This window comes from Streptomyces sp. TG1A-8, assembly GCF_030499535.1.
In the GTDB taxonomy this organism is placed as follows: domain Bacteria; phylum Actinomycetota; class Actinomycetes; order Streptomycetales; family Streptomycetaceae; genus Streptomyces.
The window spans coordinates 1951609-1964519 of the sequence record NZ_JASTLB010000001.1; the positions used below are offsets into that span (position 1 = coordinate 1951609).

Genomic DNA, 12911 nt, shown 5'->3' on the forward strand with positions numbered 1-12911 from the left:
TCCTTTGTGGGAGGGCGGTGCGGGAGGGGGGCAGAGGGTGCGGGAAGGGACCGTTCAGTGGTCGGAGTCCGCTGGCTTCCAGCGGAAGATGCGGCGCTCGGCGAAGGTCAGCAGTCCCTCGGCGACGAGGGCGACGAGGGCGAGGATGACCATCGCTGCGTACACGCCGGCCGCGTTGAAGGTGTTCTGCGACTGCGCGACGAGCAGTCCGATGCCCTTGGTCGCGCCGATGTACTCCCCGACGATGGCGCCGATGAGGGCGAACCCGAAGCTGACGTGCAGGCTGGTGAAGATCCACGAGGTGGCCGACGGGACGACCACCTGCAGCGTCACCCTGCGGTCGCTCGCGCCCAGGATCCGGGCATTGGCCACGAGGTGGCGGTCGACCTCGCGGGCGCCCTGGAAGGCGTTGAAGAACACCGGGAAGAACACGAGCACGACGGCGGACGCGACCTTGGAGGAGGGGCCGAGCCCGAACCAGATCAGGAAGATGGGCGCCAGGACGATCCTGGGGATCGAGTTGAGCACCTTGACGTACGGACCGAGAACCTCGGCGAGCAACCTGATCCGCCCGAGGGCGATGCCGAGGAGGACTCCGGCCACCACGCCGATGAGCCAGCCGAGCAGGGCCTCGTACAGCGTGTACCAGATCTGTTCGCCCAGGGATCCGAGCGCGGTGCCGTGGGTGACCCAGGTGTGGATCTGCTCCCAGATCTTCGAGGGCATGGAGAAGTTGAACGGGTCGATGACCTTCGCCCGGGACAACCCCTCCCACAGTCCGAGGACGGCCACCAGGAGCAGTACCCGCACCGCGGTGACGACCGCCCCGCGGCGACGGGCGGCCTGGGCACGGGTCCGCGCGCGGTCCGGGGTCCTGGCCGTTTCGACGACCGGGGTGTCGAGGGCCTCAGGCGACATGGGCGGCACCCCTCTCGCGGGTGATGCGGACCTCTTCGCCGAGGGACTCCCAGATCTCGCGGTAGATCTCGACGAACCGCGGCTCCAGGCGCACCGACTCCACCTTGCGCGGCCGGGGCAGGTCGATCTCGAAGACGTGCTTCACCGTCGCCGGGCCGGCGGTCATCACGACGACCCTGTCGGCCAGCGCGATGGACTCCTCCAGGTCGTGGGTGACGAAGACGACGGAGGCGCCGGTCCCCTCCCACAGCTCCAGCAGCTCGTCCGACATCAGCGCGCGGGTCTGCACGTCGAGCGCCGAGAACGGCTCGTCCATGAGGAGGATCTCGGGATCGTTGACGAAGGTGGCCGCGAGGGCGACGCGCTTGCGCTGGCCGCCGGAGAGCTGGTGCGGGTACCGGTCCTCGAAGGCGGCGAGGCCGACGCGGGCCAGCCATTCGCGGGCCCTCCTCCTGGCCTCCGCCTTGGGAACGCCCCGGAAGCGCGGGCCGGCCATGACGTTGGACAGGGCCGTCCGCCAGGGGAAGGTGGCGTCCTGCTGGAAGACGAAACCGACCTTGCCGCCGACGCCGTCGACCGGCTCCCCGGCCACCAGCACCTCGCCCTCGCTGGGCTCCTCCAATCCGCTGACCAGCGTCAGCGTGGTGGACTTGCCGCAGCCGGTCGGCCCGACGACGGCCACGAACTCACCGCGTCCGACGGTGAGGTCCAAACCGCGCACCGCCGTGTGCAGGCCCCCCGAGGGGGTCCTGAAGGTTTTGCTCGCGCCCCGTAGCTCGATGGCGGGGCTGGTGTCTGCGCTCATGGCCCGGGACGGTAGGTGTGGTTCCGGCCACAGCAGCAGTCTTGTGAGCGCAAGCCGTTCTTTTGCTCGCAGTAACCTGTTGTGCTCGTTTTGCTCGCGTTACAACTACGGAGCCGAAACACGGGCTTGACCGCTCGCCGGCCTTGAAGGAGAGGCCTGATGATTGACGTCCTGGTCGTGGACGACGACTTCCGCGTCGCGGAGATAAACGCCGCGTACGTGGGAAAGGTTCCCGGCTTCCGGGTCACCGCCCGCGCGCACAGCGCCGCACAGGCCCTGGCTGCCGTCGAACGCGGCACCGTCGACCTGGTGCTGCTCGACCACTACCTGCCGGACCGTACCGGCCTCGAACTCGTCCACGACATGCGGGAACAGGGCCACGGCACCGACGTCATCATGATCACCGCGGCCAGCGACGTCACGACCGTCCAGAAGGCCATGCGGCTGGGCGCCCTGCACTACCTGGTCAAGCCCTTCACCTTCGCCGCCCTGCGCACCCGTCTGGACTCGTACGCCGCCCTGCGCCGCACCGTCGACCGGGTGGGCGGCCGGGGGCTGACAGGGCAGGAACAGGTCGACCGGATCTTCGGCGCCCTGCGCACGGTCCCCGCCCCTTCCCCGCCCGGTCCGCCCAGTGGCCATTCCGAGCCGACCACTGAGCTCATCTGCGGTGTCCTGCACCGCGCGGACCATCCGCTGTCGGCTCACGAGGTCGCCGCCAGGACCGGTCTGAGCCGTTCCACCGCCCAGCGCTACCTCCGCCACCTGGAACAGGCGGGCCGTCTGCACCTCTCCCTGAGGTACGGCGACACCGGCCGCCCGGAGCACCGGTACGCCTGGGTGGCGCCGTGACCTCCGGGCGGCACTCGACCGCGTCGCCGGCGTGCGGACGCGCCCGCAGCGCCGGGTGCACCGGTGCTACACCGCTCCGGCTCCGGTCAGCGAACGCACCTCGGTCTCGGCGTACTGGGCCTCGTCGGCGACCTCGTCCGAGGTGACCGTGCCGAGCCAGCCGGCCAGGAAGCCGAGCGGAATGGACACGATGCCCGGGTTCTCCAGCGGGAAGTACTGGAAGTCGACACCCGGGAACAGCGAGCCCGGGCTGCCGGACACCACCGGTGACACCAGCACGAGGACGGCTGCGGGGATCAGTCCGCCGTACACGGCCCACACCGCACCACGCGTGGTGAAGCCGCGCCAGAAGAGCGAGTAGAGCAGGACCGGCAGGTTCGCCGACGCCGCCACGGCGAAGGCGAGGCCGACCAGGAAGGCGACGTTGAGGTCCCGGGCCAGCAGACCGAGTGCGATCGCGACGACGCCGATGCCGGCCGCCGCCCACCGGGCCACCGCCACCTCGCTGCGGACCCTGGCGTGCGACCGGCGCAGCGACACGTACAGGTCGTGGGCCACCGACGCCGAGGAGGCCAGTGTGATCCCGGCGACCACCGCGAGGATCGTGGCGAAGGCCACGGCGGCGACGACAGCGAACAGGATCGTGCCGCCCGTGGATCCGGCGCCGCCGCCCAGGTCGAGGGCGAGCAGCGGAATCGCGGTGTTCCCGGCCGCGTTGGAACCACGCACGGCTTCCGGGCCCACGACCGCGGCCGCCCCGAACCCGAGGACGATCGTCATCAGGTAGAAGCCGCCGATCAGCCCGATCGACCACACCACCGAGCGGCGGGCGGCCCGCGCGGTCGGCACGGTGTAGAAGCGGGACAGGATGTGGGGCAGCCCGGCCGTGCCCAGCACCAGTGCGAGCCCCAGACTGATGAAGTCGATGCGGGCGGTCCAGGTGCCGCCGTACTTCAGGCCCGGCGCCAGGAACGCCTCCCCGTGGCCGCTGCGGTCCGCGGCCGTGACCAGCAGCTGGCCGATGTCTCCGTGGAACCGGACCAGCACCAGGACGGTCAGCGCGACCGTCCCGCAGAGCATCAGGACCGCCTTCACGATCTGGATCCAGGTGGTGGCGCGCATCCCTCCCAACGACACGTAGACCACCATGAGGGCGCCGACCCCGATGACCGTCCAGGCCTGGGCCGCCCCGCTGGTCCGCCCCAGCAGCAGTGCGACCAGGCTGCCCGCTCCCACCATCTGCGCCACCAGGTACAGGACGGACACCGTGACCGAGGAGGCCCCCGCGGCGATCCGCACCGGCCGTTCGCTCATCCGCGCGGCCACCACGTCGGCCAGGGTGAACCGCCCGCAGTTGCGCACCAGTTCCGCCACCAGGAACAGCACGACCAGCCATGCCACCTGGAAGCCCACGACGTACAGCAACCCGTCGTAGCCGTACAGCGCGATGAGCCCCGCGACGCCGAGGAAGGAAGCGGCCGACAGGTAGTCACCGGCGACGGCGAAGCCGTTCTGCATCGGGGAGAACAACCGTCCGCCGGCGTAGAACTCCTCGGCCGAACCCTGCCGTTTGCGGCTCACCCAGGTCGTGATCCCCAGTGTGACCGCCACGAAGCCGCTGAAGAGCAGCAGCGCGAGCGTCTCGTGCTGACCGGTCATGAGGCTCCTCCCCCGGTTCCACGGGTCAGTTCCTGGGTGTCCCAGCGCAGTTCCAGCGCGACCCGGTCCCGGCGCAGCCGCGCGTGCCGGGCGTAGGCCCAGGTGAGCAGGAATGTGGTGAGGAACTGCCCGAGTCCGGCGAGCATCCCCACGTTCACCGCCCCGGCCACGGGGCGGGCCATCAGTCCGGGCGCGGTCGTGGCGGTGACGACGTAGGCGATGTACCAGAACAGGAACCCGGCCACGCCCGGCACCACGAACCTCCGGTACCGGCGGCGCATTTGCTGGAAGGCCTCACTGCGCTGCACCTCGACGTACACGTCGCGGGCCCGGACGGCCGCTCCGTCCCGCTCCCGGCGCGCGGACGGCACGACCGGTGCCGGCACACCGGCCCCGTCCAAGTCGCCCCAGCCGGAGGTCAGTGCGTCGTACCAGGGATCCGCGTACCTCACCTCGTGAGGCACCGCGCCCTGGTCTTCCCGGTATTCAACCGAACTCTCGGGACCGTCCCCGGCTCCGCAGGTACGGCCGTTGCTTGACTGCATGCCCAAGGATGGACAGACCGGGAGCATCCCAGACTCTTCTTCCCGGGTGCTTCACCCCATTAGGTGACCTACTGCGTGGGAGGCCGCGCCAGCCCCTTGCCATAGGCGTAACGCACCGCCTGCGCCCGGTCCTTGAGGCCCGTCTTGGCGAAGAGGTTGTTGATGTGGGTCTTCACGGTGGCGGTGGAGACGTGCAGTCTGCGGGCGATCTCCTGGTTGGTGAGCCCCTCGGCATCGGCACCAGGACCTCGGTCTCCCGCGCGGTCAGCCCGTCGGGCGGCTCGGGGGGAGCCGGCGCGGGCTCCGGCTCCGACAGCCTCTCCAGCAGCCGCCGTTGCACGCTCGGCGACAGGCCCGCCTCGCCCGACAGGACGCTGTGCACCGCGCGCGCGATCTCGTCACCGCCCGCGTCCTTGGTGAGGTACCCCCCGGGCTCCCGCGCGCAGTGCGGGGAACAGGGAATCGTCGTCCGCGAAGGTGGTGAGCACCACGACCTGGGTCCTCGGGTACCGGGCACGGATCCGCCGCGTGGCCTCCACCCCGTCGCAGCGGGGCGTGGGCAGGTCCGTCAGCACCACGTCCGGAGCCAGCTCCCCGGCCAGCCGTACCGCTTCCTCGCCGTCCCCGGCGGAACCCACGACCTCCACGCCCGGCAGCAGCCCGAGCAGCATCACGATGCCCTCCCTGACCACGGTCTGGTCATCGGCGACCACCACCCGGGCGGATTCCCTCTCCCCCTCCGTCTCCGTCATACGGGCACCTTCAGCGTCACCACGAACCCCTCCTCGTCCGGCCCCGCGTCCAGCGAGCCGCCCAGCAGCTCGGCGCGCTCCCGCATGCCCAGCAGACCGTACCCGCCACCGGCGCCCGTGAGGTCGCCCGGCCGGCCGCCCGAGTCCCTCACGTCCGGCGTCACTTCGTGCGGGCCGTAGTCGAGCCGCAGGCCGACCTCGGCACCGTGGGCGTGTTTGCGGACGTTCGTCAGCGCCTCCCGCGCCACCCGGCGCACGGCCTGGGAGACCTCGGCCGGCAGGGGCCTGCGTTCACCCGTGACGGTGATCCCCGCGCCGTCGGCCGCGCTGACGAGTTCGGTCAGGAACTCCTCCAGCGGGGCCGGCTCGCCGCGCAGCGCGGACAGGGCCTGCCGGGTCTCGGCGAGTCCGTCGCGGGCCATGCCCCGGGCGGCCGCCACCCGCTCCAGGATCTGTTCCCGGCCCGCTCCCCGCTCGATCAGCAGCCGGGCCGCCTCCAGGTGCACCAACTGCGCGGAGAGGCTGTGGGCGAGCACGTGGTGGATCTCCCGGGCTATCCCCGCCCGCTCGGCCAGCGCCGCCGACTCCGCCTCGGCGGCCCGCGTGGCCCGCTCCTGGACGAGCAGCCGCTGCGTGTTGCCCCGGCCCTCCGCGTCCAGTCGCACCACGTATCCGGCGAGGACCATGCCCACCACCGTGGCGGCCGTGGTCAGCCACACGTCGTTGTCGAACGTGGCGTACGAGGCGAGCGCCACCGCCGTCACGGACAGGGCGGCGCCGAGAGGCAGCCGTTCCGGTGCCGCGATGCCGCAGCCGCACCAGATCACCAGGGCGGGGCCGGTGAACCCGGTGGTCTGCGCCGCGGCCGCGGTGCCCAGGAGCACCACCATGAGAGCCACGGACGGCAGCAGCCGGTGTTCGCAGGTGGTCTGGAAGAAGGCCCAGGAGACGACGGTGGCCAGGAGCACGCCGGCCGCCGCCGCGACGGCGCCCCGGGCGTCGACGTGGTTCTGGCTGAAGGCGCCCCACAGCAGCAGCCCGAGCACCGGCAGCCGGACGGCCCGGGCGAGGAGCCGGCGCGGCCGGGTGGTCCCCGCGCGGCCGAGCGCTTCGCGCGAGGGCCAGCGCGTCCAGACGTCGTCGCTCACACGCGCTCCTTCCACGCCGGGGCCGGCCGCGCGGCGTCACCGTATGCCGCCGGGACGGGGCGGCTTCCGGTGCCGGGGGACTGCGCCCGCCGGGCGAGGATCCCGGCACGGACCAGCAGGGTGCCGGCGAGGCCGAGCGTCAGGGCGGAGCCGTCCTGACGCACGCCGGTGACCGAGCCCAGGGCGAAGACCGCGGCGCGCAGCGCTATCCCGACGGCCCATACGATGCCGCTCGCCCTGCTGCTCCTGGTCCACACGACACCGTCCGGCTCCGTCCAGACGAGGCTCGTCCAGGCCCAGCCGGCGCCCGTGACCAGCCCGATGAGGATCTCCACGGCGAGCAGCGCGGCCGACTCGGTGCGGTGGTGGGCGTCGAGCACGCCGGGCTCGCGCAGCGCCGTCACCGCAAGGACGGCGGGCAGCAGCCACCAGCGCCGGTCGGTACCGACCGGGCGGGCGCGGAACCGGTGCACGATCACCACGGCAGCGACCGCCGCGATCACCAGTGCGTTGACGAGCCCGGACACCGGAGCCTCCGTGAACGGAAGGAAGCCGGAAGCGGGCGCCGCCGACCCTTTCGAAGCTACGGAAGTCCGCAGGTCAGAGGATCGGATTGCGGGTGGATCACGGGTGGAAACCCGTACCCGTGGCCCTCCACCCGCGGGTGGGGAAACGCCTTCTCGACTCCGTCGGCCACCGCATGGGCCCCCTCAGCGCACGGCATGCCACGGCAGGGCGCGGGGCGGGAAACGGCGCGAGGCTCCGCCACGGCGCCGGACTGCACGGGCGCGCGAAGCTCTGCGGGGGTGCGGGGGCCCGGCAGCCGCCGCACTGCTGCCGGGCGTCCGGGCGAGCGTCCGCGCACCGGCCGGGCCGTTCCCCGGCGCGCGGGCGGACCCGGCCGCCGGAGGCCGGGCCGCTCCTCGGGTCGAGGACCGGCCCGGCGTCCGGCGTAGCACTACGCGTCGATCCGGGAGCGGTCCAGCGTCGCCGCCGAGCTGGAGATGAACTCCTTGCGGGGAGCCACGTCGTTACCCATCAGCAGGTCGAAGACCTGTTCGGCGGCGTCCAGGTCGGAGAGGTTGATCCGGCGCAGGGTGCGGTGGCGCGGGTCCATCGTGGTCTCGGCCAGCTGGTCGGCGTCCATCTCGCCCAGGCCCTTGTACCGCTGGATGGAGTCCTTGTACCGGATGCCCTTGCTCTGGAACCCCATGAGCTTGTCGCGCAGCTCACGGTCCGAGTACGTGTAGACGTACTTGTCCTGGCCCTTCCTCGGCTGGATCAGCTCGATGCGGTGCAGCGGCGGGACCGCGGCGAAGACCCGGCCGGCCTCGACCATGGGCCGCATGTAGCGCTGGAACAGCGTGAGCAGCAGACAACGGATGTGGGATCCGTCCACGTCGGCGTCGGTCATCATGATGATCTTGCCGTAGCGGGCCTGGTCGATGTCGAAGGTGCGGCCCGAGCCGGCTCCTATGACCTGGATGATCGCGCCGCACTCGGCGTTCTTGAGCATGTCGGTCACGGACGACCGCTGCACGTTGAGGATCTTGCCCCGGATCGGCAGCAGTGCCTGGAACTCCGAGTTCCGCGCCAGCTTCGCCGTACCGAGCGCGCTGTCGCCCTCGACGATGAACAGTTCACTGCGGTCGACGTCGTCGCTGCGGCAGTCGGCGAGCTTGGCGGGCAGGGACGAGGACTCCAGGGCGGTCTTCCGCCGCTGGGCGTCCTTGTGCTGGCGGGCCGCCACGCGGGTGCGGGCGGCGGCGACCACCTTCTCCATCACGACACGGGCCTGGGCGGCGGCGTCCCGCTTGGTGCTGGTCAGGAACGCCTTGAGTTCCTTCGTGATCACGTTGAACACGATGCGGCGGGCCGCCGAGGTGCCCAGCACCTCCTTGGTCTGGCCCTCGAACTGCGGCTCGGCCAGCCGTACGGTGACGACCGCGGTCAGGCCTTCCAGGGCATCGTCCTTGACGATGTCGTCCTCGGCCACGCGCAGCAGCTTCTTGGCGCGCAGCATCTCGTTCATCGTCTTGGCGACGGCCTGTTCGAAACCGGCCACGTGGGTGCCGCCCTTGGGGGTGGCGATGATGTTGACGAACGAGCGCAGGGTGGTGTCGTAGCCCGTGCCCCAGCGCAGCGCCACGTCCACGCCCAGTTCGCGGGTGACCTCGGTGGGGGTCATCTGGCCGTGGTCGTCCAGGACCGGGACGGTCTCCTTGAAGGTGCCCTGCCCCGAGAAGCGGAGGACGTCACAGACCGGCTTGTCGTTCGCCAGGTACTCGCAGAACTCGCTGATGCCGCCGTCGAAGCGGAAGGACTCCTCGCCCTTGCTGCCGCCCTCGCCGAGCCCGAACTCGTCGCGGACGACGATGGTCAGGCCGGGGACCAGGAAAGCCGTCTGACGGGCGCGCTGGTGGAGGTTCTCCAGGGCGAGCTTGGCGTCCTTGAGGAAGATCTGCCGGTCGGCCCAGTACCGCACCCGCGTGCCGGTGCGGTTCTTGGGGATCTTCCTGGCCTTGGCCAGACCGCTCCCGGCCTCGAACCTGGCGTCCGGCCCGTTCCCGCGGAAGGCGCCCGGCACGCCGCGCCGGAAGCTGATGGCGTGGGTGTGGCCCCCGCGGTCCACCTCGACGTCGAGCCGGGCGGAGAGGGCGTTGACCACGGAGGCGCCGACACCGTGCAGGCCGCCGGACGCGGCGTACGAACCCCCGCCGAATTTGCCGCCCGCGTGGAGCTTGGTCATGACGACCTCGACACCGGACAGGCCGGTCTTCGGCTCCACGTCCACGGGGATGCCGCGGCCGTTGTCCCGCACCTCCACGGAGCCGTCGTCGTGGAGGATCACCTCGATGTGGTCGCAGTAGCCCCCGAGTGCCTCGTCGACGGAGTTGTCGATGATCTCCCAGAGGCAGTGCATCAGGCCGCGGCTGTCGGTCGAGCCGATGTACATGCCCGGGCGTTTGCGCACGGCTTCGAGGCCCTCGAGGACGAGCAGGTGCCGCGCGGTGTAGTTGGAACCGTCCCGGTCTGCTCCTGTCAGCAGCGCTGTGGACGGCACGGACGTATCGGCGGTCACGCGGTTCGCTCCTCGCTGAATTTCAGATGGCTCCCCTTTGGGTAAGGGGGCGGCTTCGGTCACCGCACAGAGGGTACCGACGCCTGGTAGAGGCGGTGTAACGCCACCCTCGTGGGGAACTCAGACTAGACCAGCCTCGTATGCCTGTTCGATCCCTCGTGAGAGTGAAGCACATATCACGTTCCATTGGAGGCATGAACCATTTAGGCTCCGGGCACGTCCTCATGAACAACCGGCAACCCGGCCGGGAGGACCGACACCGAAGACAGCGCGAACCCGTAAGCACACCAGACACGCAAACGGCACATTCGCCGCCAAACCGGCAGCAGACAGCCGACCTGGAAAGATTTTTTCGAGGAAAAGCCACGAGCGGGAACGTTTTCGGGCTGGTTGGATGTTGACCCTGGTACGACAGCTCGTCGAGCTAGAGAAGAGGCGACGTGACTACTGTTCTGACCCCCGCGAGCCCGCTGACGGCCGCCGATCGCTGCGACCGCTGCGGCGCCCAGGCATACCTGCGCGTCGTCCTGCTGAGCGGCGGAGAACTGCTCTTCTGCGCCCACCACGGTCGCAAGTTCGAGCCGGAACTCAAGAAGATCGCCGCTGAGATACAGGACGAGTCGGAGCGGCTGACCTCCACTTCGAACGCCGCTGTGGAAGAAGAGCGCTGAATCTCGCACACCACGACGAGCCAGCCCCGGCACAGGCCGGTGAACGGGCGGTCGTTCCACTCCAGGAACGGCCGCCCGCGCTCATGCCGACGGCGTCGAAGGGCCTCAGGGCCGCCTGCCGGCCTACGGGAGCAGCAGCGGCCGGCTCCCAGCGCCCGGACGTCCCGGCACGCGCGCACAGACGCCAGGGCCGCCTGCGCGCCCACAGCCGCCCCGGCCGCCGGTGGGTCGCCCCCGCCACCGCGGCGGGTGCGCGGTCCCCGCGCGCGCCCTCTGCGGCGCGGGGCCGGCCCGGCAGGTGCCGCCCCGCCCGGGCGGAGCGGGTGCGCAGGGCGTCGACCGGTACGCCACGCACACGTGGGCCACGTGCGGCCGATGCGCACAGGCGCCCCCGCCGGTCGTGTCGTGCCATCCGGACACCACGCGGACCGTGACCCGGTGCGCACGCCGGATCGTCGGCAGGTGCCCGGGGCACGGTGGAGCCCGCCGGCAGCGACTCGGCGAGCGTGAGCGCGACGGGCCACCGGAGGCGCTCCGCGGCCGGGGCCGACCCGTGACTCCCGGACGGCGATCCGCTGGCCCTCGGCCGTCGGCGGGGCCCGTACGGCCTGCGGTGGCCCGCGAACCCCGCACGCGGTTCGGCGTGACACACAGCCCGAAGGCCCGGCCCCCACGAGGGGAGCCGGGCCTTCGCCGTCGTACGACCGGGACCTAGTCGAGGTAGTCGCGCAGCACCTGGGAACGCGAAGGGTGACGCAGCTTCGACATCGTCTTGGACTCGATCTGTCGGATGCGCTCACGCGTCACGCCGTACACCTTGCCGATCTCGTCGAGGGTCTTCGGCTGACCGTCGGTGAGACCGAAGCGCATGGAGACGACGCCGGCCTCGCGCTCGGACAGGGTGTCGAGCACGGAGTGCAGCTGCTCCTGCAGGAGCGTGAAGCTGACGGCGTCGGCGGGGACGACGGCCTCGGAGTCCTCGATCAGGTCACCGAACTCGCTGTCGCCGTCCTCACCCAGCGGGGTGTGCAGCGAGATGGGCTCACGGCCGTACTTCTGGACCTCGATGACCTTTTCCGGGGTCATGTCGAGTTCCTTGGCCAGCTCCTCCGGAGTGGGCTCACGGCCCAGGTCCTGGAGCATCTGGCGCTGCACGCGGGCGAGCTTGTTGATGACCTCGACCATGTGCACCGGGATGCGGATGGTGCGGGCCTGGTCGGCCATGGCGCGGGTGATCGCCTGACGGATCCACCAGGTGGCGTAGGTGGAGAACTTGTAGCCCTTGGTGTAGTCGAACTTCTCCACCGCGCGGATCAGACCCAGGTTGCCCTCCTGGATGAGGTCCAGGAAGAGCATGCCGCGGCCGGTGTAGCGCTTGGCCAGGGAGACCACCAGACGGAGGTTGGCCTCCAGGAGGTGGTTCTTGGCGCGGCGGCCGTCCTCGGCGATGATCTCCAGCTCGCGCTTCAGCTTGGGAGCGAGCTTGTCGGAGTTGGCCAGCTTGTCCTCGGCGAACAGGCCCGCCTCGATGCGCTTGGCCAGCTCGACCTCCTGCTCCGCGTTGAGGAGGGGGACCTTGCCGATCTGCTTGAGGTAGTCCTTGACCGGGTCGGCGGTGGCGCCGGCCGCCGCGACCTGCTGGGCCGGCGCGTCGTCCTCGTCCTCGTCGGACAGGACGAAGCCCGCACTCTCGGTGCCCTCGGGCTCGTCGGCGACCTTCGCGTCCTCGAGGACCTCTTCCTCGAGGAGCTCGACGTCGTCCTTGCCGGCCGTCGTCTTCTTGGCCGCCGTCTTCTTGGCGACGGCCTTCTTCGCGACCGCCTTCTTGGCCGTCACCTTCTTGGCCGCGGCCTTCTTGGCGGGGGCGGCCTCTTCGGCGGGGCCGTCCGCGGCCGGAACGGCGGATGCCGCCGGGGCGGCCGTGGTGGCGGTGGCCTTCCTGGTGGTCACCGCCTTCGCCGCGACCGTCTTGGTGGTGGTGCGCTTCGCTGGGCTCTTCGCAGCGACGCTCTTTCGGGTGCGCTTGGGCTCTGCTGCACTGACCATCAGCGTCACACCCTCTTCCTCGAGGATCTGGTTGAGGCTGCGCAGTACGTTCTTCCACTGAGTGGCCGGAATCTGGTCAGCTTCGAAGGCCCGACGCACATCGTCGCCGGCGATCTGCCCCTCAGCCTTTCCCCGCTCAATGAGCGCCATGACAGAGACGGACTCGGCGATCTCCGGCGGGAGCGTACGGGATGTGCTGGCCGACACGAACAACCTCTCGGAACGTTGGAAAACGGCTTCCGGCCCCGTCCGCGTGGACGGGAACCGACCACCGGCCTGGGGACGGGCCGACGGCGCGGGCGGTGCCGGGGAAGATGCACAGCGCCTGCTATGGCGTCCGTATTCCCTCCGCGGCTGTCACCTCTTAGGTCATCGCGCTGCCCCCGCGAGCGTTACGCCCAATCTGCGTGGCCCGAGTCACACCCTGTAAGCG

At 70.8% G+C, this 12911-nt stretch carries 10 protein-coding genes and 1 pseudogene; 2 read left to right on the top strand and 9 right to left on the bottom strand.

Going from position 1 to position 12911, the window contains the following annotated elements; genetic code table 11:
- Positions 1–54: 54 nt before the first annotated feature.
- On the bottom strand, positions 55–918 hold the full coding sequence (locus QQY24_RS08030) for an ABC transporter permease (protein WP_301971985.1): 864 nt from the start codon (positions 916–918) through the stop codon (positions 55–57).
- Positions 908–1723, bottom strand: coding sequence for an ABC transporter ATP-binding protein (locus tag QQY24_RS08035; RefSeq protein ID WP_301971986.1), 816 nt, complete (start codon positions 1721–1723; stop codon positions 908–910). Before QQY24_RS08035 ends, QQY24_RS08030 begins: the two co-directional genes overlap by 11 nt.
- Before the next feature lie 159 nt (positions 1724–1882).
- Between QQY24_RS08035 and QQY24_RS08040 the strand changes: the two genes are divergently transcribed.
- A complete protein-coding gene (locus tag QQY24_RS08040) occupies positions 1883–2575 on the top strand; it encodes a response regulator (protein ID WP_301971987.1) in 693 nt (230 codons plus the stop codon).
- A gap of 66 nt (positions 2576–2641) precedes the next feature.
- On the opposite strand, the gene QQY24_RS08045 is transcribed toward QQY24_RS08040, so the two are convergent.
- The 6 genes and pseudogenes from QQY24_RS08045 to QQY24_RS08070 all read right to left on the bottom strand — a co-directional run bounded on the left by QQY24_RS08045 (position 2642) and on the right by QQY24_RS08070 (position 9761).
- Entirely contained in the window at positions 2642–4234 is a 1593-nt protein-coding gene (locus QQY24_RS08045) for a cation acetate symporter (RefSeq protein WP_301971988.1), read from the bottom strand.
- Positions 4231–4779: a DUF485 domain-containing protein gene (locus tag QQY24_RS08050; protein ID WP_301971989.1), complete on the bottom strand. Its 549-nt coding sequence runs from the start codon at positions 4777–4779 to the stop codon at positions 4231–4233. The genes QQY24_RS08045 and QQY24_RS08050 overlap by 4 nt, the downstream gene beginning before the upstream one ends.
- A 68-nt stretch (positions 4780–4847) precedes the next feature.
- A pseudogene (locus QQY24_RS08055) lies at positions 4848–5531 on the bottom strand (response regulator).
- A complete protein-coding gene (locus QQY24_RS08060; protein WP_301971990.1) occupies positions 5528–6679 on the bottom strand; it encodes a sensor histidine kinase in 1152 nt (383 codons plus the stop codon). The pseudogene QQY24_RS08055 and the gene QQY24_RS08060 overlap by 4 nt, the downstream one beginning before the upstream one ends.
- A complete protein-coding gene (locus QQY24_RS08065; RefSeq protein ID WP_301971991.1) occupies positions 6676–7206 on the bottom strand; it encodes a DUF1453 domain-containing protein in 531 nt (176 codons plus the stop codon). The genes QQY24_RS08060 and QQY24_RS08065 overlap by 4 nt, the downstream gene beginning before the upstream one ends.
- Before the next feature lie 431 nt (positions 7207–7637).
- A complete protein-coding gene (locus QQY24_RS08070) occupies positions 7638–9761 on the bottom strand; it encodes a type IIA DNA topoisomerase subunit B (protein ID WP_301971992.1) in 2124 nt (707 codons plus the stop codon).
- Positions 9762–10201: 440 nt separating this feature from the next.
- Here QQY24_RS08070 and QQY24_RS08075 point away from each other — a divergent pair, with 440 nt between their 5' ends.
- Positions 10202–10432: a hypothetical protein gene (locus QQY24_RS08075; RefSeq protein ID WP_301971993.1), complete on the top strand. Its 231-nt coding sequence runs from the start codon at positions 10202–10204 to the stop codon at positions 10430–10432.
- 711 nt (positions 10433–11143) lie between these two features.
- Here the strand turns inward: QQY24_RS08075 and QQY24_RS08080 are convergent.
- Complete coding sequence (locus QQY24_RS08080) at positions 11144–12685, bottom strand: RNA polymerase sigma factor (RefSeq protein WP_301971994.1); 1542 nt, start codon at positions 12683–12685, stop codon at positions 11144–11146.
- Positions 12686–12911 lie beyond the last annotated feature (226 nt).